The organism is Streptomyces sp. NPDC002886 (assembly GCF_042888445.1).
Lineage (GTDB): Bacteria > Actinomycetota > Actinomycetes > Streptomycetales > Streptomycetaceae > Streptomyces.
In genome coordinates this window covers 198,006-221,369 of sequence record NZ_JBIAPV010000004.1, presented here as the reverse complement: position 1 = coordinate 221,369, position 23,364 = coordinate 198,006, and the positions used below count along the sequence as shown (strand labels likewise).

General features: G+C 72.7%; 24 protein-coding genes and 1 pseudogene. 12 read left to right on the top strand and 13 right to left on the bottom strand.

Annotated elements, in window-relative coordinates:
* Positions 1-60: 60 nt before the first annotated feature.
* Positions 61-1,479, bottom strand: a complete 1,419-nt coding sequence (locus ACFYYB_RS19480; RefSeq protein ID WP_389436427.1) for a tannase/feruloyl esterase family alpha/beta hydrolase — start codon at positions 1,477-1,479, stop codon at positions 61-63.
* A 73-nt stretch (positions 1,480-1,552) separates the two neighbouring features.
* Complete coding sequence (locus tag ACFYYB_RS19475) at positions 1,553-2,818, bottom strand: alpha/beta hydrolase family esterase (protein WP_389436426.1); 1,266 nt, start codon at positions 2,816-2,818, stop codon at positions 1,553-1,555.
* Positions 2,819-3,030: 212 nt separating this feature from the next.
* Between ACFYYB_RS19475 and ACFYYB_RS19470 the strand changes: the two genes are divergently transcribed.
* On the top strand, positions 3,031-3,639 hold the full coding sequence (locus ACFYYB_RS19470; RefSeq protein ID WP_389436425.1) for a hypothetical protein: 609 nt from the start codon (positions 3,031-3,033) through the stop codon (positions 3,637-3,639).
* 115 nt (positions 3,640-3,754) lie between these two features.
* Here ACFYYB_RS19470 and ACFYYB_RS19465 read toward each other — a convergent pair.
* Positions 3,755-4,381: pseudogene (locus tag ACFYYB_RS19465) on the bottom strand (CoA transferase subunit B); the annotation flags it as partial.
* A 1-nt stretch (position 4,382) separates the two neighbouring features.
* Complete coding sequence (locus tag ACFYYB_RS19460; protein WP_389436424.1) at positions 4,383-5,180, bottom strand: CoA transferase subunit A; 798 nt, start codon at positions 5,178-5,180, stop codon at positions 4,383-4,385.
* 249 nt (positions 5,181-5,429) lie between these two features.
* Between ACFYYB_RS19460 and ACFYYB_RS19455 the strand changes: the two genes are divergently transcribed.
* The 3 genes from ACFYYB_RS19455 (at position 5,430) to ACFYYB_RS19445 (ending at position 8,347) form a co-directional block, all read left to right on the top strand.
* On the top strand, positions 5,430-6,143 hold the full coding sequence (locus ACFYYB_RS19455) for a hypothetical protein (RefSeq protein WP_389436423.1): 714 nt from the start codon (positions 5,430-5,432) through the stop codon (positions 6,141-6,143).
* 536 nt (positions 6,144-6,679) lie between these two features.
* The gene (locus tag ACFYYB_RS19450) at positions 6,680-7,930 is read left to right on the top strand and encodes an MFS transporter (RefSeq protein WP_389436422.1); all 1,251 of its coding nucleotides are present in this window, start codon (positions 6,680-6,682) and stop codon (positions 7,928-7,930) included.
* An 18-nt stretch (positions 7,931-7,948) separates the two neighbouring features.
* Positions 7,949-8,347 (top strand): hypothetical protein, encoded by a 399-nt coding sequence (locus ACFYYB_RS19445; protein WP_389436421.1) that lies wholly within the window; start codon positions 7,949-7,951, stop codon positions 8,345-8,347.
* Between the two features lie 232 nt (positions 8,348-8,579).
* Here ACFYYB_RS19445 and ACFYYB_RS19440 read toward each other — a convergent pair whose 3' ends face one another.
* Entirely contained in the window at positions 8,580-9,293 is a 714-nt protein-coding gene (locus tag ACFYYB_RS19440; protein WP_389436420.1) for a TetR/AcrR family transcriptional regulator, read from the bottom strand.
* A gap of 114 nt (positions 9,294-9,407) precedes the next feature.
* On the opposite strand from ACFYYB_RS19440, the gene ACFYYB_RS19435 reads away from it, so the two are divergent.
* Positions 9,408-10,109 (top strand): NAD(P)-dependent oxidoreductase, encoded by a 702-nt coding sequence (locus ACFYYB_RS19435; RefSeq protein WP_389436419.1) that lies wholly within the window; start codon positions 9,408-9,410, stop codon positions 10,107-10,109.
* A 31-nt stretch (positions 10,110-10,140) separates the two neighbouring features.
* Here ACFYYB_RS19435 and ACFYYB_RS19430 read toward each other — a convergent pair whose 3' ends face one another.
* Both ACFYYB_RS19430 and ACFYYB_RS19425 read right to left on the bottom strand, forming a co-directional pair.
* A complete protein-coding gene (locus ACFYYB_RS19430) occupies positions 10,141-10,599 on the bottom strand; it encodes a hypothetical protein (RefSeq protein ID WP_389436418.1) in 459 nt (152 codons plus the stop codon).
* Between the two features lie 151 nt (positions 10,600-10,750).
* On the bottom strand, positions 10,751-11,749 hold the full coding sequence (locus ACFYYB_RS19425) for a LysR family transcriptional regulator (protein WP_389436417.1): 999 nt from the start codon (positions 11,747-11,749) through the stop codon (positions 10,751-10,753).
* Between the two features lie 71 nt (positions 11,750-11,820).
* On the opposite strand from ACFYYB_RS19425, the gene ACFYYB_RS19420 reads away from it, so the two are divergent.
* Positions 11,821-12,666, top strand: a complete 846-nt coding sequence (locus ACFYYB_RS19420; RefSeq protein WP_389436416.1) for a reductase — start codon at positions 11,821-11,823, stop codon at positions 12,664-12,666.
* 118 nt (positions 12,667-12,784) lie between these two features.
* Here ACFYYB_RS19420 and ACFYYB_RS19415 read toward each other — a convergent pair whose 3' ends face one another.
* Complete coding sequence (locus ACFYYB_RS19415; protein ID WP_389436415.1) at positions 12,785-13,531, bottom strand: GntR family transcriptional regulator; 747 nt, start codon at positions 13,529-13,531, stop codon at positions 12,785-12,787.
* Between the two features lie 278 nt (positions 13,532-13,809).
* Here ACFYYB_RS19415 and ACFYYB_RS19410 point away from each other — a divergent pair, with 278 nt between their 5' ends.
* Genes ACFYYB_RS19410 through ACFYYB_RS19390 form a run of 5 tightly spaced genes read left to right on the top strand, consistent with a single transcriptional unit; the run spans position 13,810 to position 18,743 of the window.
* Positions 13,810-14,976, top strand: coding sequence for an ABC transporter substrate-binding protein (locus ACFYYB_RS19410; protein WP_389436414.1), 1,167 nt, complete (start codon positions 13,810-13,812; stop codon positions 14,974-14,976).
* Complete coding sequence (locus ACFYYB_RS19405; RefSeq protein WP_389436413.1) at positions 14,976-15,884, top strand: ABC transporter permease; 909 nt, start codon at positions 14,976-14,978, stop codon at positions 15,882-15,884. The genes ACFYYB_RS19410 and ACFYYB_RS19405 overlap by 1 nt, the downstream gene beginning before the upstream one ends.
* On the top strand, positions 15,881-16,903 hold the full coding sequence (locus tag ACFYYB_RS19400; RefSeq protein ID WP_389437211.1) for an ABC transporter permease: 1,023 nt from the start codon (positions 15,881-15,883) through the stop codon (positions 16,901-16,903). Before ACFYYB_RS19405 ends, ACFYYB_RS19400 begins: the two co-directional genes overlap by 4 nt.
* A gap of 5 nt (positions 16,904-16,908) precedes the next feature.
* A complete protein-coding gene (locus tag ACFYYB_RS19395) occupies positions 16,909-18,081 on the top strand; it encodes an ABC transporter ATP-binding protein (protein WP_389436412.1) in 1,173 nt (390 codons plus the stop codon).
* Positions 18,078-18,743: an HAD family hydrolase gene (locus ACFYYB_RS19390; protein ID WP_389436411.1), complete on the top strand. Its 666-nt coding sequence runs from the start codon at positions 18,078-18,080 to the stop codon at positions 18,741-18,743. The genes ACFYYB_RS19395 and ACFYYB_RS19390 overlap by 4 nt, the downstream gene beginning before the upstream one ends.
* Positions 18,744-18,851: 108 nt before the next feature.
* Here ACFYYB_RS19390 and ACFYYB_RS19385 read toward each other — a convergent pair whose 3' ends face one another.
* The 3 genes from ACFYYB_RS19385 to ACFYYB_RS19375 form a co-directional block, all read right to left on the bottom strand.
* On the bottom strand, positions 18,852-19,556 hold the full coding sequence (locus ACFYYB_RS19385; RefSeq protein WP_389436410.1) for a hypothetical protein: 705 nt from the start codon (positions 19,554-19,556) through the stop codon (positions 18,852-18,854).
* 132 nt (positions 19,557-19,688) lie between these two features.
* Positions 19,689-20,180 carry a hypothetical protein gene (locus ACFYYB_RS19380; RefSeq protein WP_389436409.1) on the bottom strand — a complete coding sequence of 164 codons (492 nt, stop codon included), beginning with the start codon at positions 20,178-20,180 and terminating at the stop codon, positions 19,689-19,691.
* 64 nt (positions 20,181-20,244) lie between these two features.
* Complete coding sequence (locus tag ACFYYB_RS19375) at positions 20,245-20,631, bottom strand: cupin domain-containing protein (RefSeq protein ID WP_389436408.1); 387 nt, start codon at positions 20,629-20,631, stop codon at positions 20,245-20,247.
* A gap of 172 nt (positions 20,632-20,803) precedes the next feature.
* Here ACFYYB_RS19375 and ACFYYB_RS19370 point away from each other — a divergent pair, with 172 nt between their 5' ends.
* Complete coding sequence (locus ACFYYB_RS19370; RefSeq protein ID WP_389436407.1) at positions 20,804-21,583, top strand: GntR family transcriptional regulator; 780 nt, start codon at positions 20,804-20,806, stop codon at positions 21,581-21,583.
* 38 nt (positions 21,584-21,621) lie between these two features.
* On the opposite strand, the gene ACFYYB_RS19365 is transcribed toward ACFYYB_RS19370, so the two are convergent.
* Entirely contained in the window at positions 21,622-22,224 is a 603-nt protein-coding gene (locus ACFYYB_RS19365) for a phosphonate degradation HD-domain oxygenase (RefSeq protein ID WP_389436406.1), read from the bottom strand.
* A complete protein-coding gene (locus tag ACFYYB_RS19360; protein WP_389436405.1) occupies positions 22,221-23,345 on the bottom strand; it encodes a TauD/TfdA family dioxygenase in 1,125 nt (374 codons plus the stop codon). Before ACFYYB_RS19360 ends, ACFYYB_RS19365 begins: the two co-directional genes overlap by 4 nt.
* Between the last annotated feature and the right edge of the window lie 19 nt (positions 23,346-23,364).

Genomic DNA, 23,364 nt, shown 5'->3' with positions numbered 1-23,364 from the left:
CACCATGCGGCCCGGTCGCCGGTCGGCGGCTTGCGGTCCGGACCGCAAGCCGGTCCGGCCTCAGGCGTCGAGCGGGCATCCGGTCAGCAGGGCCGCCGGGGTGGCCGCCGGATCGCGCCGGACGGTGTGGCCGAGCGGCGGCCGCACACCGCGGCCGATCCAGTCCTCCAGCGCGGTGAAGGCGGCCCGGTGGCAGGGGGTGAGGGGGCGCAGCCGGTCGGGGAAGGCGTCGACGAGCGAGTCCACGTGGGTGCCGCCCTCGATGCGGTAGTAACGCAGCAGCGCCCCGCGGCCGGCCCGGCGGACCATCTCGGCGTAGACGTCGGAGTCCCGGGAGATGGGCAGGAGGACGTCGAGGGTGCCGTGCAGGGTGATCAGCGGCTTGCCGATCCGGCCGGTGAGGGCCGTCCTCGCGACGGCGTCCCGGACCTGCGCGGGCCGGTCCGCGTAGGCGTAGTCGGCGTCACAGGACGGCGTGCCGGGCGCGCAGAAGGGGGTCCCGGCCTCGGTCGCACCGTCGAAGCCCGGATCGAACTCTTCGCGGTAGATCCGCTGGGTGAGGTCCCAGTAATAGCCGTGGTGGAAGGGCCACAGGAACTCAGACCCGGCCGGGAAACCGGCGGCGAGCATCGCCTCGTGCGCCTGCCCGGCCTGCGGGCCACCCGCCGCGTAGACGGGGTAGGCGGCCAGCGCGGGGGGCAGGAACGTGAGGAGGTTCGGTCCGTCGGCCCGCCACAGGGTGCCCTCCCAGTCCACCCCGCCGTCGTACAGCTCCGGATGGTTCTCCAGCTGCCAGCGCACCAGGTAGCCCCCGTTGGACATGCCGGTGGCGAGGGTGCGGCTCGGCGCCCGGCGGTAGCGCTGCGCGACGACCGTACGCGCGGCTCGGGTCAGCTCCGTGACCCGGGTGTTCCACTCGGCGACGGCGTCCCCGGGGCTCTGCCCGTCGCGGTGGAAGGCAGCCCCGGTATTGCCCTTGTCGGTGGCGGCGAAGGCGTAGCCGCGGGCCAGCACCCAGTCGCCGATGGCCCGGTCGTTGGCGTACTGCTCGCGCACCCCCGGCGAGCCCGCGACGACCAGTCCGCCGTTCCAGCGGTCGGGCAGCCGGATGACGAACTGGGCGTCGTGGTTCCAGCCGTGATTGGTGTTGGGGACGGCGGCCGGGGCGGCGGTGTCGGGGAAGTAGCCGTCGATCTGGATGCCGGGCACGCCGGTCGGGACGGCCAGGTCCTTGGGGGTGAGTCCGGCCCAGTCGGCCGGATCGGTGTGTCCGGAGGCCACCGTGCCGGCGGTCGTCAACTCCGTGAGGCAGGAGGTCTGCTGGCGTTCCGCTCCCGGGACGTGAAGACGAGCGTGGCGGGCGCAGTGGGCGTCGGTCTCACCGGCGGAGGCCGGGGGAGCGAGGAGGGCCGGCAGGGCCGAGGCCAGGAAGACGACGGCCGCGGCGGCGGTGATGGCGGAACGGGTGGGCGGTGGCACGGGGAGCCTCCAGGGGGTGGGGACTGGCGAGGGCTGGGGGACTGACGAGGGCTGGGGGCCGGTGGGCCGGCGGTCAGGGGCAGCCGGTGTCGGCGATCACGAAGTAGCCGGGAGGCGACTCCTTCAAGGTGTGCGTGACGTAGAGGTTGTAGAGGCCGAGGTTCTGTCCCGAACCCCTGGCGTACGCGTAGCTCCCGTCGGTCGTGGCCCGGCCCGCCTGCACCTGCTGGTAGTTGTTCGCCTTCCAGCACGCCGCGGGTTCGCCGGGGCCGGGATCGGGATCGGGGTCTGGGTCGGGGTCGGTGGTGGAGGCGTCCAGGCCGAAGAACTTCGCGATCCAGTGGGCGGAGCAGATCGAGGCGAGGAAGTACGCCGCCCCCGTGTGCCCGCACTGACCGGGACCGGAGCCGGGGTCGACCGGGGTGCCGTGCCCGATGCCCGGGACCCGGTCCACCTCCACGGACACCGTGCCGTCGGCGGCCGTGTACTCCTCCTGCCGGGTCGCGTCGGGCCCGATGACGGAGGTGCGGGCGGGGGCCTGCGGGAGTCCGTGCAACGCTGTCCACTGGTCGCGCAGTTCATCGGCGTTGCGGGGAACGACGGTGGTGTCCGCGCCGCCCTGCCAGATCGCGACCCGGGGCCACGGGCCGGTCCACGCCGGATACGCGTCACGCACCAACTGGGCCCAGGCGCCGGGGGACTTGTCGACACCGGGGTTCATGCACGTATAGGGACTGCTCCCCTTGGCGCAGTCGTAGGGCAGCCCGGCGATCACCGCACCGGCCGCGAACACGTCCGGGTAGGCGGCGAGCATCACCGAGGTCATCGCGCCGCCGGCCGACAGGCCGGTGACGAAGGTGCGGGCGGGGTCGGCGGCGTAGGCGGAGGTGGCGTGTGCGGCCATCTGCCGGATGGACGCGGCTTCGCCCTGGCCGCGCCGGTTGTCCGTGGGCTGGAACCAGTTGAAGCACGTGCTCGGGTTGTTCGCGGAGGTGGTCTCCGCGAGCACCAGCAGGAAGCCGTCGCGGTCGGCGAGTTCGGGCAGACCGGAGTTGTCCGCGTAGGTCTGGGCGTTCTGCGTGCAGCCGTGCAGGGCTATCACCACGGGCGGCACTGCCGGAAGGGAGGCCGGCCGGTACACGTACATGCCCAGCTGCCCGGGATTGGCGCCGAAGGCGGTGACCCGCTGGAGCGTGACGGCGGCTCGGGCGGGGGTCACGGGCCCGGCCACCACCCCGCCCACGGCCAGCAGCGCCAGCGCGAGCAGCCGCACGAGAGCGCGGCGCGTGCGCTGTCGGCCGGCGGGCCGGGCGTCGGACGGTCTGCTGCGCGAGGGCATGGCGGCTCCCTGAAGTGGGGGTGGCGGGTGGCGGGCGGGGGCGCGGCCTCCTCCGCCCGGGGGCGGCGGCGGCCTGCGGTGCCCGCCACCGTAGGACCGTCTCCTCCCACGACGGCATGGTGCGGAGCGCCATACCTGGCTCCCGGTTGCGGGGGCCACGAGGGTTGCGATCGGCTCCGGTCCGCTGCTAACCACCTGATCTACTGGGGCACATGAGCATCGGGGAACTCATCGCACGAGCACGGCGGCTGGCAGCGCACGAGGGGCGGTGGATGGCGAGCCTCGGCCTGTGGGCGACGCGGCGCGGGCACGGGGTCGGGGCGGGGGACACCGCCGTCGGGTACGCGCGGGCGCAGGCGTCGACGATGTACGGGATGGTCTTCTTCTTCTCGATCGAGACGGTCGGGGTGTCCTTCATGCTCGCCGCGTATCCGGTGGCCCACCTGGTGATGCTGATCCTCGACCTCTACACGGTGGTCCTGGTCCTGGGACTGCACGCCGCCGCCGTCACCCGCCCCCACGTGGTGGGGCAGGGTGAGTTGCGGGTGAGGCGCGGTGCACGGCTGGATCTGCGGATCCCCCTGGACCGGATCGAGTCCGTCCGCCACGACCTCCGCTTCCCGGACGCGAACAAGTCCGAGGACGGGGTGCTGGAGGTGGTCATCGCCTCGCAGACCTCGATCACCGTCACGCTGACCGAATCGGTCACCGTCGTGTCCCTGTGGGGCCGACGCACGCAGGTCCGTACGGTTCACTGCCACGCCGACGACCCGCGGACCGCCGTCGCGGCGATCAGACAGCTGTTGCCGGCGGCCGGATAGCGGCGCCCGCCGCCTCGACCGGTCCTGTCGTCGCTGCCTCTGACGCCGCCTCGACCGGTCCTGTCGTCGCTGCCTCCGACGCAGCCTCGAACGGTCCCGTCGCCGCGCCCGTCTCCACCGCCAGCTCCGCGTCCGTCGCCGCGCGGACCTGGTCCAGCGAGACCCCGGGCGCCAGTTCGCGCAGGAGGAAGCCCGCCGGGGTGATGTCGAGGACCGCGAGGTCGGTGATGACCCGGTGGACGACGCCGCGCCCCGTCAGCGGCAGCGTGCACCGTTCCACGAGCTTCGGCGTGCCGTCCTTGGCCGTGTGCTCCATGAGCACGATCACCCGGCGCGCACCGTGCACCAGGTCCATCGCGCCGCCCATCCCCTTGACCATCTTCCCTGGGATCATCCAGTTGGCCAGGTCGCCCGAGGCCGATACCTGCATGGCACCCAGCACCGCCGCGTCCACGTGCCCGCCGCGGATCATGCCGAAGGACAGCGCGGAGTCGAAGAACGCGGCCCCCGGCCGGACCGTCACCGTCTCCTTGCCCGCGTTGATCAGGTCCGGGTCCACCTGGTCGGCCGGCGGGTACGGGCCCACGCCCAGGATGCCGTTCTCCGACTGGAGCACCACCTCGACACCGGGCGGCAGGTGGTTGGGGACGAGGGTCGGCAGGCCGATCCCGAGGTTCACGTACGTACCGTCGGACAGTTCCCGGGCGGCGCGGGCCGCCATCTGTTCGCGCGTCAAAGCCATGTCACATTCCGCCTTGCTGTTCGGAAACGAGGGCCGCCCGGACCGTGCGCCGCTCCACGCGCCGCTCAGCCGCCGGATCACCGTGATCCACCAGGACCACGCGCTGCACGAAGACGCCGGGTAGATGGACGGCGTCCGGATCGAGCTCGCCCGGCTCGACCAGGGCCTCCACCTCGGCGATCGTGATCCGCCCCGCCATCGCCGCGAGGGGATTGAAATTGCGGGCCGAGGAGTGGAAGACGAGGTTGCCGTGCCGGTCCCCGACGGCCGCCCGCACGAGGGCGAAGTCCGTGGTGATGCCCTCCTCCAGGAGGTACTCCCGGCCGCCCCAGCTCCGCAGCTCCCTGGGCGGCGAGGCCACTGCGACGCCCCCGTCGGCGCGGTAGCGCCAGGGCAGCCCGCCCTCGGCGACCTGCGTACCGGCCCCGGCCGGGGTGTAGAACGCCGGGATGCCAGAACCACCGGCCCGCAGCCGCTCGGCGAGGGTGCCCTGCGCGACCAGCTCCACTTCCAGCTCGCCGCTCAGGTACTGCCGGGCGAACTCCTTGTTCTCGCCGACGTACGAGCTGGTCATCCGGGCGATCCTGCCCTCGCGCAGCAGCAGCCCCAGGCCCCAGTCGTCCACCCCGCAGTTGTTGGACACCACCTCCAGGCCGCCTACCTCCGCACGCTCCAGCAGCGCGCGGATCAGCACGCCCGGCACCCCGCACAACCCGAAGCCGCCCACCGCGAGCGAGGCTCCGGCGGGGATGTCCGCCACCGCCCCGGCCGCGCTCGCGACCACCTTGTCCAGTCCCATCGCACACCCTCCTCCGCCCGGTTCCGGGCCGCCGCCACCCGAACGGGCCGACGCGCGGCCGGGCCGGCCCGACCGACCCTAGGAACCACCGGCCCACCCCGGCCATGGCGCCCGCCCACACACCGGGGCACCCTGCTGTGTGGCCCGGGCGCGCCGGGGAACCAGTGGAGCCCCGCGCACGTCAGAGGCGTGCCGACAGGGCAACGGACCAACGCACGACCGACAACGGACAACGAGGGAGAGCTACTGATGCTGCGTCGAACCAACCGGAGACACCTGCGCGGGGTGAAGGCGCAGGGGAGGCCGACGGTGAAGGGAAGCGCGGCCGCCGCCGTGGCAGCCGTGCTGCTCACCGGTTGCGGAAAGGGTCCGGCCGCGTCGGCCGTGTCCGATCCGGTCGCTCCCGCGGCGGTGGTCACCGCCTCACCCAGCCCGGACGGGACCTGCCCCGTGACGGACCCCACCGCACCGGAGTCGCCGCCGGCCCTCGTCGAGGGCACGCCGAGCAACACCCCCGAGGCGCAGCGGCTCTCGCAGGCCATCGGGGACCAGGGCTACGGCGCCTTCGCCGACGTCTACTCCACGCAGATCGTCGACCACCCGTCGGGCCGGGTCGCCCTGTGCGTCACCGACCTGGCTCGCGGCCGACTCCTGGTGAAGGCGGCGCACGCGGCCGATCCCGGCGCGGACCCGGCCCGGGCCGACCTGTACCTGAGCACGTACTCGCACCGCGTCCTCCAGGCCGCCGGTGAGAAGCTCATCGGGCTGAAGGCGGAGTTCCCGATCTACACCGTCTCCGGCAGCCACGGTGCGGCGGTGGAGGTCACCACCACCGCGGAGGGCGCCGCTTCGGCCGAGTTCAAGGCGCGGCTGGAGAAGGCCACCGGCGGCATACCCGTCGCCGTCACGAAGGGCGACCAGCCCACGCCGCTCCTGGACGGCCCGATGCCGGCCGCCCGCTGACGACAGCCCCCGCCGGGCCGGGCGCTCCGGCCCGCGGGGGCCGTGCCGTGCCGGGCCGGACCCGAGAGGGACGGCCTGGCCCTGCCGGTGCGCTCCCGGCGCCTGCCACGTGTGCGCCGCCCAGGTGCGGGCGCCCGGCCGGCCCGGGTCGGTACCCAGGATCAGGATGACGACGTCGGACTCCTTGCCCTGAGTCGTGTGGACCGTACCCACCCGGTCGGCCGGCACCAGGTCCCGGCACACCCCCTTCGCACCCGCCACGACCTGCCGGAAGGGGCTGATCACGAACACGTCCCGGGCCAGGTTGACGCCGCCCTCGGCATGAACATCCCGATCGCATCGGATGGGGCACTTCCACCCCTGGGCGTGAGACCTCGGCGAGACGCGCGCTGGATCGTACGGCAGTCGGCAGGGGCCACGACCGGGGGCCAGGTACACACTTGACCGGCCTGGGGCAGGACCACAACCTTCCGGGGCCCGCACGCGATCTTGGTGGGGCCGCTGCCGGATGAGCGGCCGCTGTTAGCCTGCCGTCCATGATCAAGGGCGGCTTGGCGGGCCGAATAGGCCGGATGGCGGGGGACAGCAGGCCGGAGCGCGTGCTGATCGCCGCCAGTTTCACCAACCGGGTCGGCAACGGGCTGTTCAACGCGGCGTCGGCGCTCTATTTCACCTTGGTCGTGGGCCTGCCCGCGGCGCAGGTCGGCGCCGCGCTCACCATCGCCGGAGTGATCGGCCTGTGCGCGGGGATACCGGGCGGGCATCTGGCCGACCGGCGTGGGGCGCGCACGATCATGATGCTGGCCCTCGCGGTCCAGGCGGTGTCGATGGCGGCGCTCGTTCTCGTCGAGAGCTGGGCCGCGCTCACGGTCATCGCCACGGTCGACCAGATCGCCGCGGCGGCCGGTGGGGCGGCGTGGGGCGCGCTGGTGGTCAGGGTCGGGGGTGAGCGCCCGGCCTTGTTCCGGGCCAAGCTGCGTACGTTCGTCAATCTGGGCGTCGTCCTGGGGACGGTGGGTGCCGGGCTGGCGCTGGCCGCAGACACCCGCGGCGCCTATGTCACGCTGATCCTCGGCAACGCGGCGAGCTTCGCCCTGTGCGGGCTGCTTCTGCTCCTGCTGCCCCGCTATCCGGTACTGGCGGCGCCGTCGCGGCAGCGGCGCTGGCTCGTCTTCGCGGATCGTCCCTTCCTGGCGTTCACCGCCCTCTACGGGGCCATGGGACTGCAGTACCCGGTGGTCTCCCTGCTCCTGCCGATCTGGATCGCCGAGCACACCGAAGCGCCGCGCTGGACGGTGGCCGCGCTGTTCGCCGTCAACTCCCTCTTCTGCGTGCTGACGCAGACCAGGATCGGCTCGCGGATAGAGACTCCGTACGACGGCGGCCGGGCGTTTCGCACGGCGGGGCTGCTCTTCCTCCTCAGCTGCCCGATGATGGCGCTGGCGGCGTACACCCCGGTCTGGGCCGCGGCGGGACTGGTCCTGGCCGCGATCTTCGTGCACAGCCTGGGAGAGGTCTGGGAGTCCTCGGCGGGCTTCGCCCTGGGCTTCGGTCTTGCCCCCGACCACGCCCAGGGCCAGTACCAGGGTGTCCTCGGTCTCGGCTTCAGTGCGGGCCAGGCTCTCGCCCCCGCGATCCTCACCACGGTGGTGCTCGGCCTCGGCACGACGGGCTGGCTGCTGCTGGCGGTGTTCTTCGCGGCACTGGGCGCTGTCGGCCCGTCCCTTGCCCGCTGGGGCACGCGGACCCGGCCGCAGCAGGGCGTCGCCGCGGAAGTGACGGGATGACCGGTGAATGATCGGGCCATGCTGATTGCGACCAACCAACGCGGCCATGTGGTGAAGCGTCCCTCCAAGCCGGCCATCGGGAAGATGCTGGCCGACCTGCAACGTGGCAACGCTCACCTGGTCTTGGAGCGGATGGACGGGGAACGGCCCGGGAGCTGGTACATCCAGGTCCTCCTCCGCGAGAACAACACCTTCCAGCTCGAATACCGGGACGGCGTGGCCGAGCTGCACTTCCAGACGCAGACGATCTCCCAGGAGAAAGTCCTCGGGGCCCTGCTCGGCTGGGCCGGTGCAGCGCCGGACTGGCAGGACGGCTTCATGTGGAACAACATCTCCGAGCAGTTCGCCCCGAGCGGCCCTGCGAGCCCGGAGCAGCCGGGTGGTGAGGAGCGCTCGACTGATCCGCACACGGGTTGACCTGGGTTCTGACGCCGCGGGTTCGGGCGGTCCGGCCGCCGCCGAGGATGCCGCCCGTATCCGGCAGACCATGGAGCTTCTCGCCAGTGCGGTCCGCATGAGCAAGGGCGGGTTCACGGCGCAGGAGCTGGAGATCCTGGACGGTTTCCGGCGGGTCCGGTCCGAGGCGGACATCCAGGCGGAGGCCGACGACCTCTCGACGCCCGGCACGGTGCCCGCGCCGCAGGCGGATCTACGGTGTGATGCCCAAGGACCGGATGAGCTGGGTGAGTTCTTCGCGGAAGAGCTTGTCCGGGCTGAGAGCCTGGGTCTGGAGGTGGCCGTAGATCTCCAGTGACACCAGGCCGTGCAGGTGGCTCCAGATGCGTAGGGCAAGGGCCACGGCGGCCGGGGGCAGGTCGGGGAAGGCCGGACGGACCTTGTCCAGGAGGCCGAGGTCGAAGTCGGACCACTCGAAGTCGCTGTCCGAGTAACGGGGTTCGGCATGCGGCCAGGCCGCGGCGGCGAGTGCGGTGATGCCCGTGCAGACCCGGTGGGCGGCTTCCGGGGCGGCGCCGCCCTCGGGGGGCCGGTAGCCGGGAACGGGGTCGCCGTAGATGAGCCGGAAGCCCTCGGGGTTGGCCAGCGCCCAGTTCCTGAAGGCGCGGGCCCATGCCTGGATCCGGGCGGCCGGGTCTTGGGCGGGGGCGGCGTCCCAGGCGGCGTCCACGGTGTCTGCCAGCGAGGTGTAGACATCGCCGATCAGCGTGGTGACCAGGTCGTCACGGGTGGCGAAGTAGCCGTAGATGGCGTTGGCCGTCATGCCCATCTCGCGCGCGATGGCCCGCAGCGTGATGGCGTCCGGTCCCCCCGAGGCCATCAACTCCAGCGCGACCTTCTTGATCTCGGCGGTCGTCTCGGCCCTGAGCCGCTCGCGGCGCCCCTTGGTGTTCCCCACGCTTCCCATGGCTGCTCACTCTACAGCGTCACGGGACTGTGTCCCGTATCAATACTGCACGCCGTATAGTCTTTGTATGCCGTGAAGGCGGGCGACGGTACGAGCAACTACCCAGGGAGAGCCATGCACATCGGAGTCATCGGGGCCACGGGCGGCATCGGCAGTCGCGTCGTCACCGAAGCCCTCGACCGGGGGCATCACGTCACGGCCTTCAGTCGCGACGCCACGCGGATCGACGAGGACCGGAAGAACGTCGTATGGAAGAGCGTCGACGTCTTCGACGCCGACGGCGTCGCCGCTGCCATACCCGGGCTTGACGTACTGATCAGCGGATTCCAGCCCGGAAACGCGGCCAAGGACATCGCCGACTCCGTGGCCCGCTCGATCGCCGATCCCACGGGGTACGCCACTGCCGCGCGAGCACTGCTGAAGGCCCTGGAGAGCCGCCCCAGGACCCGACTCATCGTCATCGGCGGGGCCGGCAGCCTGGAGATCGAGCCCGGAGTCGTGCGGGCCGACTCCGACGAACTCCTGCACAAGACCCTCGATGAGATCGGCCTGCCGAGGGAGTACGCCGCCGCGGTGCGCGGCCACCGCGACGCTCTGAACGTCCTGCGCACCTCCAACCGGCTGTGGACCTACTTCAGCCCTGCGGAGGACATCGCGCCCGGCGAACGTACGGGCCGGTTCCGGATCGGCGGCGACCAGCCGGTCCTCGACGCGGACGGGCGCAGCCGCATCTCCATGGAGGACGCCGCCGTCGCCCTCGTCGACGAGGCGGAGCTGCCGCGCTTCGTCCAGCGCCGCTTCACGATCGGCTACTGACCGCCACCCGACGGCCGCGGCTCCGAGGGCCTTACGTCTCGGTTTCCATCGCCCGCAGTCGGGCCTCGACGTCGGTGACGACCCGCCCCGATTCCTCGGTCATCCGCCCCTCCGCGTCGGTGATCGGGCAGTTCATGGCCACGCCGGCGAGGCGGTAGAGCTCCGCCATCTCCGCGACCTCTGCGCGCCGACGGGAGTCGTACCGGGTGAAGTCGTCGCACGTTTCGACCAGCGCGGTGAACGACGGGAGCCGTTTCACCACCTCGGACCGGAGGGAGTGCAGGGTGCGTTGCATGTCCTTGCCGCGCTCGTAGAGGGCGGGCGCGGCGTCCTGCCTGGCGCTCAGCTCCCTCTCGCGCCGCTCGAGGTCCCGTGCCTTCTCCTGCCGGCTGTCACTGAGCTGCTGGCCCTGGTACTTCGCCATGACCTTCTGCGTCAGGCCGGCCGAAGTCTTCCCGAGCTCGGACAGCGCCTTCCGTCCGGCTGCCACCCCGTCACCGCCCGCAGCACGGCCGATGCACGCCTCGGTGGCGCCGCGGGCCGCTGCCCCGTGCAGCGTCTTACGGGGCCGAGCCTGATGCCGCACCGGCGTCAGCCGGGACGCCGCCCGGGAAGTGAGACCCCGGGGGCGGGGATCTGGATCACGGCCGGTCCGCCCCCGGCGCCCGTTCGTGGCCGGCTGCGGTCAGGGCCTCGGTCAGGGTCGCCGCGTAGGGATGGGGGCGGCGCCGGCGGAGGGTGAGGACGCCGATGTGCCGTGCGGGGGAGGGGGGTTCGACCGGTACGACGGTTGCGCCGCGGGCCGCCCGATCGCCCTCCGCGTTCCCGGCTCCGTGCCCATGCGCGTGCCGATCCCGGTCTCCGGCCCCGGCCCCGTCCGTGCCCTCCGGAGGCAGGGCGATCCGGGGGATCAGGGCCACGCCGACGCCTGCCGTGACGAGGGAGCGGGCGAAGAAGTAGTCCGTGGTGGAGGCCGCCACCCGGAGTTCGAAGCCGGCCCTTTCCGCGTACCGTCGGAGGTAGGCCTCCGTCTTCAGGCAGCCCAGTACCCAGCGGTCGGTGGCGAGTTCGGCCGGGGCGACCGACGCGCGCCCCGTGAACCGGTGCCCCGGCGGCAGGACCAGCGCCAGCGGGTCCTCCCGCAGCGGCTGCCAGTCGAGCGCGGCGCCGGGCCGGAGCGGCAGCGGTCCGTCGAAGTGGTACGTCAGCGCCAGGTCGGCGGCGCCCGAGGCCACCATGGGGATCGCGTCCTCCGGTTCCGCCTCCAGGACCGTCAGCTCCACCTCCGGATGGGCGGCCACGAAGCGGGCCAGCGCGTCCGGCAGCAGCTTCCGGCCGCCGCTCACGAAGGTGGCGACCGTCAGCCGGGGCCGCTCCGCGGTGACCCGGTCGATCTCGTGGCGCACCCGGTCGAGCTCGGCCGCGACCGCCTCCGCCGCCTCCACCAGCAGCCGCCCCGGCTCGGTGAGCGTGATCCCGCGGGTACTGCGCACGGCGACGGGGTGGCCGAGGCCGCGCTCCAGCGCCGCGATGTGCTGGGAGACGGCCGAGGGCGTCAGGAGCAGCGCCCCGGCGGCCTTGTTGAAGCTGCCGTGCTCGGCCACGGCGCGCAGGATGCGCAGCCGCTGCACATCGATCATCAGTTTTCCTTACGACGCGAACAGCATTCCGGTAGTTCCACTGGGGACCGTACAGCGGCAGAGTCCAGGGCATGAACAAGATTCTCGTCATCGGCGGAAGCCGGTACTTCGGAAAGCACCTGGTCACCCTGGAGCGGGACGCCGGCAACGAGGTGACGGTCCTCAACCGGGGCTCCGCGGCCCCGCCCCGGGGCGTCGGCCACCTGATCGCCGACCGGGAGGACAAAGCGGGACTCCGCGAGGCCCTGGGGGAGCGCACCTTCGACGTGGTCTTCGACCAGGTCTGCTACACGCCCCGGCAGGCGGAGATCGCCCGCCGGGTCTTCGCCGGCCGCACCGGGCGGTACGTGATGACCTCCACGATGGAGGTCCACGACCCCGCGCCGCCCACGCCCGAAGCGCGGGCCTACGCCGAGGGGAAGCGGCGGGCCGAGGAGGTCCTGGGGGCGGAGCCCGGCTTCGGGCACGTCGCCGTGCGCACCGCGCACGTACTCGGCGGCGGCCGGGCGGAGTTCACCGGCCGCCTCGCGCACTACGTGGAGCGGATCGGCGCCGGGATCCCGGTGGCGGTGCACGAGGCCCCGTACCCCACCTCCTTCATCCACCACCACGAGATCGCCCGGTTCCTCCACTGGGCGGGGCGGCAGGACTTCACCGGACCGGTGAACGCCGCCTCGCACGGGGAACTGGACGTGCTCGGGCTGTCCGAGGCCGTCGCCGAGCGGGTCGGCCGGGCGCCGGTCCTGCGGACCGTCCCGGCCGGGGCCGAGGCCTCGCCGTTCTCCTTCGACCGTGCCTACGCGATGGACAACGGCCGGGCCGCCGCGCTGGGTTTCCGCTTCGGGCGGCTCGCGGACTGGTTCCCGGAGGCCGTCGCCGAGAGTGCCGCCGAGAGCGTTGCCGCACTCGGGGCTTAGGTCCGGTCGCCCGCGGAGCGTGGCCGCGACGCCCTCACACCCCCTAGGCCGTCTCTTTCGGATCTTGTCGGGCGCGGTGCCGGGCGTCGCGGGCCCGGCAAGATCCGAAAGGGACGGCCTAGCGGTCCCCGGCCCGGCGCTCCAAGGGCGTTGCTACTGCCGAGTTGTTCACACTGAAGGTGACGCTGCCCGCCCGGTAACGGTCGTCGGACCACTCGATGGGGCGGCCCGTACGGGTCGCGGAGACGTGCCGCTGGCGCAAAAGCGGGCTCCCGCGGCGGATTTCCAGCAGCCGGGCGTCCTCGCTGCCGGCGGGAAGGGCGTCGATGAGGTGCTCGCCGTAGTGGGCGACGATCCCGGAGTCGTTCGCCAGCCCGTCCATCACCGAGCGGCAGTCCTCGGGCATCTGCTCGACCGCCGCCGCCACCCAGTCGGCGTAGGCGGTCCGCTCGACCATCGTCGGCTCCCCGTCGAGCAGCCGGAGCCGCAGGACGGCGAGGATCTCCGTGCCGTGCGGCAGGGCCAGCCGGTCCGCCTCCTCGGCGGTCGCCGGGCGGCGGGTGCGCGACAGGAAGCGGCTCGCGGCCTGGTGGCCGACCCCCTCGGCCCACTGGGCGAAGCTGTTGAGCTCGCCGAAGCTGTGCTTGCGTTCGTGGCGCAGGACGATCCTGCGGGCCCCCTGCCGCGAGCCGATGAGTCCCTCGGCGGCGAGCGTCGCCACGGCTTGGCGGACGGTGCCGCGGGAGGCCGACCAGCGCGCCGCCAGATCGCTCTCCGAGGGCAGTTGGGCGCCCACCGGGTACTGGCCGGACAGGATCGACCGGCGCAGCGCCTCGGCGATCTCCAGATACCGCACCGCAGCCATGCTGTCCCGTTCCCCCTCGTGTGGATGTGCCGTCGGCGTGCCGTGTGGCGGGCGCACCGTGTGCCGGCCGCCCGCTTCCCGGTCAGCCTAGGCACCGGGCGTGAAGATCATCATGAGGGCCGTACGTCACGTTCGGATCCGGCCATTCCCGGTCTTCGTCGAGACGTGCACCGCGCGACAGCCGCCGTTCATCGGCCGTACAGGGGCCCAGGGCGAACTGGAGCCAACTTGTTCAGACAAGTGAACCCCTGCCTTGGACCCAGTCTCCGGGAGAGACCGTGCTCAGTTCCACCGCCCGTCGCGGTACGGCCGCAGTCCTGCTCAGCGCCGCCGTCCTCACCGTGCTCAGCGCGTGCGGCGCCGCACCCGACAAGACCGCCGCCGGCGCAGACGGCAAGAACAAGACCCAGCCCGGCGCCGCCACCTCGGTCGCCGACTTCGGCGGCCTGGAAGGCCTCGTCGCGGCCGCCGAGAAGGAGGGCGAGCTGAACGTCATCGCCCTGCCCGCCGACTGGGCGAACTACGGCGCGATCCAGAAGGCGTTCGCGGCCAAGTACCCCAAGATCAAGATCAACGCCGAGAACCCGGACGCCTCCAGCGCCGACGAGATCGCCGCGGTCAAGTCCCGCAAGGGCCAGACCCGCGCCCCCGACGTCCTGGACCTCGGCATCGCCTTCGCCCGCAGCGGCGCCGCCGAGAACCTCTTCGCCCCGTACAAGGTCACCGCCTGGGACCAGATCCCCGCCGCCCAGAAGGACGCGGACGCCCGCTGGTACAACGACTACGGCGGCTACGTCTCCATCGGCTGCGACGCCGCCCGCATCCCGAACTGCCCGCAGTCCTTCGCCGACCTGGCCAAGCCCGAGTACAAGGGCAAGGTCGCCCTCAACGGCAACCCGACCAAGTCCGGCTCCGCCTTCGGCGGCGTCTACGCGGCGGCCCTCGCCAACAAGGGCTCCTTCGCGGACATCCAGCCCGGCATCGACTTCTTCGGCCGGCTGAAGAAGAGCGGCAACTTCATCCCCGTCGAGTCCACCCCGGCCACCGTCGAGAAGGGCGAGACCCCCATCTCGATCGACTGGGACTACCTGAACGCCGGCTACGCCGAGCAGTTCAAGGGCAAGGGCGTCGACTGGAAGGTGGCCATTCCCACCGACGGCGTCTACGCCCAGTTCTACTCGCAGGCCATCAACAAGGACGCCCCCCACCCGGCGGCCTCCCGCCTGTGGATGGAGTTCCTGTACAGCACCGAGGGCCAGAACCTCTGGCTGAAGGGCTTCGCCCGCCCCGTGCTGCTGCCCGCCATGACCCAGGCCGGCACCGTCGACAAGGAAGCCGTCACCAAGCTCCCGCAGGTCCAGGGCACCCCGGCCTTCCCGGCCTCCACGGAGCTGGACAAGGCCAAGGCCACCCTCGCCGAGAAGTGGGACAAGGCCCTCAGCTGATGTCCGCCTCCACCACCATCCCCCCAACGACGGGGACCGCCGGCGGCAGCACCACCCGCCGCCGGCGGCGCGGCCCGCGCACCTGGCTCGCCGCCCTCCCGCTCCTCGTCTTCACCGGACTGTGCTTCGGCGTCCCGCTGGGCGCCATAGCCTTCGGCGCGGTCACCCGTACGAACCCGGTGAGCGGCGCCACCGAAGCGACCGGCGAGCACCTGGCCCGCTCCCTCCAGGGGCCCTACCTCGACTCGCTCATCGGCAGCGTCCAGCTCTCCGGCCTCACCGCACTCGTGGCCGGCGTACTCGGCGTCCTCATCGCGCAAGCCGTCGTCACCTCCCCCTCCCGCGCCCTGCGCGGAGCGACCTTGACCGCCTCCGGCGTCCTCGCCAACTTCGGCGGCGTCCCGCTCGCCTTCGCGTTCATCGCCACGGTCGGGATCTCCGGTGTCGTCACCCAGCTCGCCGACCTGACCGGCCTCGGCTGGAACCTGTACTCCTTCACCGGCCTCACCGTGGTCTACCTCTACTTCCTGACCCCGCTCATGGTGCTGGTGACCGTCCCCGCGCTGGACGGACTGCGCCCGCAGTGGCGCGAGGCCGCCCAGAACAACGGGGCGAGCGGATGGCAGTTCTGGCGCCACGTCGGCCTGCCCGTTCTGGCACCCTCCCTGCTCGGCGGGTTCGTGCTGCTCTTCGGCACGGCCTTCGCCGCGCACGCCACGGCCGCCGCCCTCGTCGGCGGCTCCGTCCCGCTGGTCACGCTCAAGATCGCGGACGCCCTGTCCGGGAACGTGCTGACCGGCCAGGAGAACGTGGCCCTGGCCCTCGGCCTCGACATGATCGTGATCGCCGGCCTGGTGATGGCGGTCTACCTGCCCCTCCAGCGACGGAGCGCCCGATGGCTGCGATGACCCCGACGCCCGCCCCGAACGACGAGTCGTCCCCGACCGCCGCTCCGAGCCATGGTCTGGCCCCCGCTCCGGCCCCCGCGGACCGGGACGGGCAGCGGGACCGGCAGGAGACCCCGGGGCCGGCGTCGGCCCCGGCCCGTGCAGCGCGCCGGTTCCGCTCCGGCTCCCGGCCCCGGGTGTGGCGCGGAGCCGTGCTCGCGCTCGCGGGCGCGTACTTCCTGCTCCCGCTCCTCGCCTCCTTCGTGTTCACCGTGCACGTCCCCGGCCAGGGCATCAGCTTCGAGGCGTACACCCAACTGCTCGGCGCCGAAGGGTTCACCCGGAGCCTGCTGCTCTCCCTGGGCCTCGCCGCCGCGACCATCACCGCGTCGCTGCTCCTCGCCGTGCCGGCCCTGGTGGCCGTGCGCATCGGCTCGCCGCGGCTGCGCCCGGTCGTGGAGGTGATGTGCATGATGCCGCTGGTCGTACCGCCGATCGCGCTGGTCACCGGTATCACCACGGTGCTGCGCTGGGGTCCCGAACACCTCTCCAGGACCCCGCTCTACCAGACCTTCCTCGCCGTGCAGAACCCGGACTTCCCCGTCGTCCTGGTCCTCGCGTACACGGTGCTCGCACTGCCCTTCGTCTACCGCTCCCTCGACGCGGGCCTGCGCGCCGTCGACGTCCCGACCCTGGTCGAGGCGGCCCGCAGCTGTGGCGCGAGCTGGCCCTACGTGGTCCTGCGCGTGATCCTGCCGAACCTGCGCACCGCCCTCGCCGGAGCCGCCTTCCTCACGCTGGCCCTGGTCCTCGGCGAGTTCACGATCGCCTCGCTGCTGGGCTTCCAGCCCTTCGCCGTGTGGATCGTGTCCATCTCCGGAGCGCACGCCCGGATGTCGGTGGCCGTCTCCGTCCTCAGCCTCCTCATCACCTGGCTGCTGCTGCTCCTCCTCTCCCGGGCGGGGACCGCCCCGGCTACCGTGTCTCCCGGGACCACGCGTCACTCCCGTACCTCCCGCACCTCCGGCAAGGAGTCCTGACCCGCATGTCCCTCACCCTTCCCGAGGCCAGGAAGTCCGCGGAAAGCGCAGCGGCACCCGGCGGAGCGCGCGTCGAATTCCGCGGCCTGCGCCGGGCGTTCGGCTCCACCGTCGCCCTCGACGGACTCGACCTCACCATCGAGCCCGGCGAACTCGTCGCCCTGCTCGGCCCGTCGGGCTGCGGAAAGACCACGGCCCTGCGCGTCGTCGCCGGCTTCGAACAGCCCGACTCCGGCGAAGTCCTCCTCGACGGACAGGACATCACGCGGATCCCGGCCAACCGCCGTGACGCCGGCATGGTGTTCCAGTCGTACAGCCTCTTCCCGAACCTCAGCGCCCGTGACAACGTGGCCTTCGGCCTGCGCGTCCGCAAGGTCGGCGCGGCCGCCCGCCGCGAGCGTGCCGCGGAACTGCTCGACTTGGTCGGCCTGCCCGACCACGGCGACCGGTACCCGCACCAGATGTCCGGCGGGCAGCAGCAGCGCGTGGCGCTCGCCCGCGCCCTCGCCCTGCGCCCCCGCGTGCTGCTGCTGGACGAGCCGCTCTCCGCGCTCGACGCGAAGGTTCGGGCCGGTCTGCGCGAGGAGATCCGCCGGCTCCAGCTCTCCCTGGGCATCACCACCGTGTTCGTCACGCACGACCAGGAGGAGGCGCTGTCCATGGCCGACCGGGTCGCCGTGCTCAACGCGGGCCGCCTGGAGCAGTGCGCGGCCCCGGCCGAACTGTACGAGCGGCCGGCGACCCCGTTCGTCGCCGAATTCGTCGGCACCATGAACCGGCTGCCCGGTCGGCTGGCCGGCTCCGGGACCGTGGAGGTGGCCGGCTCCCGGCTGCCGGTGGACGGCCCGGTGCCCTCCACCTCGGACGTCGAGGTCCTCGTACGCCCCGAGAACGTCACGGTGACGGCGGACGCGCGGGGCACGGCAACCGTCGTGTCGGCCTCGTTCTTCGGATCGGTGACCCGGCTCCACCTGGACCTGCCCGACGGCATCCGGGTCAAGGCCGACCTGCCCTCGCGGGAGGCCGGAGCACTCGCACCGGGCGCACGGGCGACCGTGGGACTGGCCGAACGTCCCGTCCTCGTCGTCGCCACGACGGCCGCCGGCGCAGCTGTCGTGAACGCCTCGGCTTCGACCTCGACCTCAGCCTCGACCTCAGCCTCAAGGGATGCCTCATGACCGCACTCGCCGCCGTCCTCTTCGACATGGACGGAACCCTCGTCGACACCGAGGTCCTGTGGTGGCAGACCACCGTGGAGATCGCCGCGGACCTGGGTCACGTACTGACCGACGCCGACGCGCCCGAGGTGGTCGGCCGGGCGGTGGAGGACACCGCCGCGCACCTCGTACGGGTCGCCGGCGCCGGGGACGTGGAGGAGGTGGCGCGGGTCCTGACCGAGAACTTCTTCGGCCGGGTCGAGGAAGGTGCCCCGATGCGGCCGGGCGCGCAGCTGCTGCTCACCGCCCTGGAGGCGGAAGGAATACCGTTCGCGCTGGTCAGCGCCTCGCCGCGGGTGGTCGTGGACTCGGTGGTGGGCGGCTCGCTGGCCCACGTGCCCTTCGCCCTGACCCTGTCCGCGGACGACACGTCCCTGACGAAGCCGCACCCGGACCCCTACCGGGCCGCCGCCGCACGCCTCGGCGCGGAGCCCTGGCAGTGCGTGGCGGTCGAGGACTCCCCGGACGGCGCGGCCTCGGCGGAGGCGGCCGGCTGCGGAGTACTGGTGGTCCCGTCCCTGCTGGAGGTCCCGGCGTCCCCGGTACGGGTCTTCGCGCCCTCCCTCACGGAGGTCACCCCGGCTACCCTCCTGGGCTGCCTGGTGCCCGCGCCCAGGTCCTGAAGTACCCCGTCGCCGGGCCGGTCGGGCCCGGCGGCGGTTGGAATCGCGCCCGGAATCAGGCCTGAACTCCGGGCCCGGAGTCGGGCCCGGAGTTCAGGCTGCCCGGAGTCAGGGCCCGGGCGACAGCAGGGACCGCGTCAGGGCGAAGGCCGCCGAGGCCGTCGACAGCAGCGTGTTGATCCTGGCGAGGACCCGTTCCGTCCGGTCGGAGTCCCGCGCCCCGACCGCCGAAGCCAGGTCGTCGGCGTACTCCTGTGCCCGGACTGCCTCGGCGGGCTCCGCGCCGAGGGCATCCGTCCTGAGCGCGTCGATCAGCTGCCGGTGGGAGACGTCGTGCTGGTCCGCCCGGTTGCCGATGCCCCCGTGCGCCACCGCGTGCGCGCTGTTGACGTTCGCCACCACGAAACCACCCTGCGACGCGGAGATGTTCACCCCGTCACCTCCTCCTGACCACATGAAGTTCTGCCGGTACTCGGTGAAGCCCTTCTTCGTCACGCTGTACATGCCGAAGCGCCAGCCGCTGACCTTGACCAGCCCGAGCCTGACCGGCTCCGCGAGCACGGCCATGGCATCGGCCCTGTTCCAGCCGCGATCCGCGAAGTAGTCCGTCATGTCGACCGCGGGGCCTTGCGTGTTGCCCCGCCGGCACAGCTCCAGGAAGGCCTGCTTCTGGTACGTCCTCACCTGTTCGGAGGTCAGCGTGAGCGCGGGCAGCCTTGCCCCGTGAGCGGCCCCACGGGCCCACGTGTACAGCCCGCGCACCGCCAGGACGAGCAAGAAGATCAGGACGATCTGTTCCGCCGTCAGTGTCACCAGCTTCCCCCAAGCATGCGTCCACCGCGTAAGTCGGCGTATTCTAGGGGGAGTTGAAGCCAGGTGAACATGTCTTCTCCGGCCATTCCGGCGGCAGGCCGTGAGGCGGCCGGTCCATCGGCCGTCAGGTCGTCAGACCGTCAGGTCGAGCAGGCTCAGGATCCCCTCCGCGTACGCGGCCGATTCGGAGCCCGGGCGCCGGGTCGCCGTATCGCGCAGCCCGGGCGCGCCGGCGCGGATGTGCGCGGCGCACTGGCCGTACAGCCCGGCCTCGTACGAGGAACCGTCGTCCTCGGCGCCGAGCAGGCTCAGCAGTGCCCACAGCAGGGCCTCGCGCGTCGATTGGCGGGGCGGGCCGGCGGCCCAGACGGCCATCAGGACCCCACACACCGCCGGGGCGGGCGGTCGCAGCACGCCGGTGTGGAAGGCATGGCCCTCCAGGGCGCGGAACGCGGCCGGGTGTCCCTCGGCCGCGTCCCACAACGTGTCGGGGAGGTGACCGAGATGACCGGCCGGCCGGCCGCAGCCGCAGTCGATGGAGCTCCAGTCGTGCCGGGCGATCTCCCGGACCACCGCGTCGGGCACCAGCGGACTGGTGCGGGGCTGCTTATCCGTCGTTCTCACGCCAGAAGTATGGGATCAGGCCGGTGGCCAGTAAAGAGCGGCCCGCCCGAAGCGGACCGCCGCGTCAGCCGCCGTGCCCCTGGCAGCCGCAGCCCTTCGCCGCGGCGCGCGGCAGGCCCTGCGTGAACTCGCTCTGTGAGAACACCGCCAGGACCGTCGCCGGCTCCGTGCCGTGGTTGACCAGGGTGATCTCCTTGCCCGCCGGCAGCATCGCGAAGCTGCCCGGGGCCACCGTCTTGGCGCCGCACCCGCACGAGGCCTCCACCGTCCCGGCGACGCCCGTGAGCAGCAGTTCGGACGCCCCGTGCGCGTGGGCCGGGATCGTCCCGCCGGCCGGCACCTGGATCCGGACGGCCGCGAGCTCGCGGAACGGACCGCCCTGGGGGTCGAGGCGCAGCGCGGGGCCGACGGACGTCGTGTCGGGGGTGGTGTCGATGATCATGCCGAACATGGGTGGTTCCTCTACGCGTTGGTGCGCGGCTCCCGCCGCGCGGGCCGGGCCACGGCCACCGGTCCTTCCGGTCACGCCTCGAATTTAGATGATGGGCATCGTCTCAATGCCGGGTGGAACGTCCTGACCTCCCGGGCCTTTCGCCCCGTCCGGGCCGTGGCAGGCTGGCCCCGTGAACGAGGCACCGCGCGACCCAGCACCCAGGACACCGCTCTACCTGAAGGTCGCCGGGGACCTGCGGACCGCCATCACCGCGGGCGAGTACGGATCCGGCGCGCGGCTGCCCGCCGAGGACGAGCTCGCCCGCCGTTACGGGGTCTCCAGGGGTACGGTGCGCCAGGCCCTCGCCGCCCTGCGGACCGACGGGCTGATCACCTCGCGCCGGGGCACCCGCCGGGTCGTCCTCGGCGGCGGCGCGGGGGAGGCCGGGGGAGTCGCGGAGCTCCGTAGCTTCACCCGCTGGGCACGCTCGCTCGGCGAGGAACCCGGAGGGCGGACCGTGGCCGTGGACCGCGGCGAGGCCGACGCCGAGGAGGCGGAGCACCTGCGGATCGCGGCGGGCGCCCCCGTGTACCGCGTCCTGCGGCTGCGCACCCTGTCCGGCGCCCCGGTGATGGTGGAGCGCACGACGTACCCGGAACCGGTCGGCGCACTGGTCGCGGACATGCCGCCGGACACGGTCTCGTACTCCGAGCGGCTCGCCCGGCACGGAGTCCTCTTCGCCGACGCCCACCACACCATCGACATCGCGGTGGCCGACGCCGCCGACGCACTGCTGCTGGGCTGCCCGGCGGGCGAGGCCCTGCTGCGCGAACGGCGGCGGTCCACCGACCCGGCCGGCGTCCCGGTGGAGTGGTCGCAGGACCGCTACCTGCCGGGGACGGTGGCCTTCACCGTGCACACCTCCGCCGCCAGCGCGCTGGGCCGCCTGCTGGGTCCGCTCAGCCCCTGATCAGGCGGTCGGGCAGGTGTGTGATCAGGTCCTGCTGATCAAGCGTCCTTGATCAGCAGGCCCTCCAGCAGCGGCCGGAAGTGGTCGAAGTCCGGGGTGGCCAGCTCGGGGTCCTTGGCCCGCTCGTCCCAGCGCCGCACGGCCACCGCGTCGGCCGCCCCGGGGAGCGCTTCGAACGCGCGCGCCTGCTCGGCGCTCATCGGGCCGCCCTGGACGCGCAGGGTGTGTACGGAGGCCTCGGAGAGCAGGTCGAAGTAGCCCGGCTCGGCCGTGCACAGGTAGCGCTTGGCGGCCACGTGCAGCCGGACCGGCTCGGTGACCTCCGGCCCGAACCAGCGGGCCAGCCAGTCGGCCCCGGTGTGGCTGTGCCGGTTGTCCTGCCCGCCCTCCATCAGATCGCGGCCGGTCACGGTGCCGTGGAAGTGCCCGATGTCGTGCAGCAGCGCGGCCGCCACCAGGTGGGCGGGGGCCCCGGCGGCCTCGGCGAGGGCCCCGGCCTGGAGCATGTGCCCGGCCTGGGTGACGGCCTCGCCGAAGTACTCGGCGCTGCCCTCGCCCTCGAAGAGGCGGGCGAGGGCCTCGACGGCGCCGGAGGCGGAGGGGCCGGTGTCGACGCCGCCGGTGGTGTCGTGGGCGTTCACGCGGCGGCTCCTTCGCGGCGCAGGACGGCAAGGGTGGAGAGCAGCCCGTCGAGGTCGGCATAGGTGCCCTGGAGGTGGCGTCCACCCGATTCGGAGAAGGCGGTACGGGCGTGCAGCAGACGGGTGTTGTCGAAGACCACGCAATCGCCGGGCGCGAGCCGGAAGTCGAGCCGGAGCTCCGGCCGTTCCAGCAGCTCGCCGAAGAGCCGGTAGGCCGCGTAGAACTCCTCCAGCACGTCGGCGGGCTGGTGCAGCGTGGAGATGGAGCGGTTGTTGAAGCGGACCTCGCGGATCCGCCCGAGCGGGTCCACACCGATCAGCGGCCGGTGGGCCCGCAGTTCGCAGTGCGCGTCGGCGAAGGCGAACTCCACCGGCACGCGGGTCAGCACCTCGAAGGCCTCGGGATCCCGCTCGCGCAGCAGCGCGGCGGCGTGGAAGCCGTCGACCAGCCCGGAGTCCCCGCCCGCGGCCTCGTTGCGCAGGCAGTGCAGCAGTTGGAGGGTCGGCACGGGATCCCGGTAGGGGTTGTCGGTGTGCGGGGTGATCAACGCACCGGTGAAGGCGAGGTTGTTGGGGTCGGCCTCCACACGGACCTCGAAGAGCTCCCCATAGTTGGTCTCGCGGACGAAGCCGAAGGTGCGGGCCACGTCCAGGACCATCCGGTCCCGGCACGGAACCTCCCGCAGGAGGGCGAAGCCCAGCCGGACCACGCTGTCGAGGGCCTCTTCACGGACCGAGCGGGAGCTGATGTACGCGTCCCATCCGGCCTGCGGGATCCGCCCGTCCAGGTCCGCCGCCGCCCACAGCTCCTTGTCCGCCTCGGTCCGCCCGTCCCCCGCCCCGCGGTACGCCGCTCCGTCCGGGCCGTGGGCCTCGAGCCACCCGGCCGGGTACACGGAGCGGTGGCCGTCCGGCTGCCACACCACCTCCCAGCCCGGTCCGCCGTCCGGGGCCGGCGCTTCGCGCACCGCGCCGACGGCCAGGCCCGCGGGCAGTTCGGTGATCTGGAACAGCTTCTGGCCGGTGCGCGGGTCACGGCACTCGGCGCAGGGGCAGTTGTCGCGCAGCCAGGGCGCGGGCGGGCGGGTGATCGCCGGTACGGACATCGTGGCTCCTGCCATGCTCGGAAAAGTTGTATGT

Excerpts from the sequence above, each read along its gene's own strand:
- ACFYYB_RS19405 (WP_389436413.1), top strand. The coding sequence starts at position 14,976 with ATGTCCGCCTCCACCACCATCCCCCCAACGACGGGGACCGCCGGCGGC.
- ACFYYB_RS19415 (WP_389436415.1), bottom strand. The coding sequence starts at position 13,531 with ATGGCTGCGGTGCGGTATCTGGAGATCGCCGAGGCGCTGCGCCGGTCG.
- ACFYYB_RS19455 (WP_389436423.1), top strand. The coding sequence starts at position 5,430 with ATGCTGCGTCGAACCAACCGGAGACACCTGCGCGGGGTGAAGGCGCAG.
- ACFYYB_RS19440 (WP_389436420.1), bottom strand. The coding sequence starts at position 9,293 with ATGGGAAGCGTGGGGAACACCAAGGGGCGCCGCGAGCGGCTCAGGGCC.
- ACFYYB_RS19395 (WP_389436412.1), top strand. The coding sequence starts at position 16,909 with ATGTCCCTCACCCTTCCCGAGGCCAGGAAGTCCGCGGAAAGCGCAGCG.
- ACFYYB_RS19460 (WP_389436424.1), bottom strand. The coding sequence starts at position 5,180 with ATGGGACTGGACAAGGTGGTCGCGAGCGCGGCCGGGGCGGTGGCGGAC.
- ACFYYB_RS19435 (WP_389436419.1), top strand. The coding sequence starts at position 9,408 with ATGCACATCGGAGTCATCGGGGCCACGGGCGGCATCGGCAGTCGCGTC.
- ACFYYB_RS19360 (WP_389436405.1), bottom strand. The coding sequence starts at position 23,345 with ATGGCAGGAGCCACGATGTCCGTACCGGCGATCACCCGCCCGCCCGCG.
- ACFYYB_RS19470 (WP_389436425.1), top strand. The coding sequence starts at position 3,031 with ATGAGCATCGGGGAACTCATCGCACGAGCACGGCGGCTGGCAGCGCAC.
- ACFYYB_RS19475 (WP_389436426.1), bottom strand. The coding sequence starts at position 2,818 with ATGCCCTCGCGCAGCAGACCGTCCGACGCCCGGCCCGCCGGCCGACAG.
- ACFYYB_RS19420 (WP_389436416.1), top strand. The coding sequence starts at position 11,821 with ATGAACAAGATTCTCGTCATCGGCGGAAGCCGGTACTTCGGAAAGCAC.
- ACFYYB_RS19375 (WP_389436408.1), bottom strand. The coding sequence starts at position 20,631 with ATGTTCGGCATGATCATCGACACCACCCCCGACACGACGTCCGTCGGC.
- ACFYYB_RS19450 (WP_389436422.1), top strand. The coding sequence starts at position 6,680 with ATGATCAAGGGCGGCTTGGCGGGCCGAATAGGCCGGATGGCGGGGGAC.
- ACFYYB_RS19400 (WP_389437211.1), top strand. The coding sequence starts at position 15,881 with ATGACCCCGACGCCCGCCCCGAACGACGAGTCGTCCCCGACCGCCGCT.
- ACFYYB_RS19445 (WP_389436421.1), top strand. The coding sequence starts at position 7,949 with ATGCTGATTGCGACCAACCAACGCGGCCATGTGGTGAAGCGTCCCTCC.
- ACFYYB_RS19390 (WP_389436411.1), top strand. The coding sequence starts at position 18,078 with ATGACCGCACTCGCCGCCGTCCTCTTCGACATGGACGGAACCCTCGTC.
- ACFYYB_RS19425 (WP_389436417.1), bottom strand. The coding sequence starts at position 11,749 with ATGATCGATGTGCAGCGGCTGCGCATCCTGCGCGCCGTGGCCGAGCAC.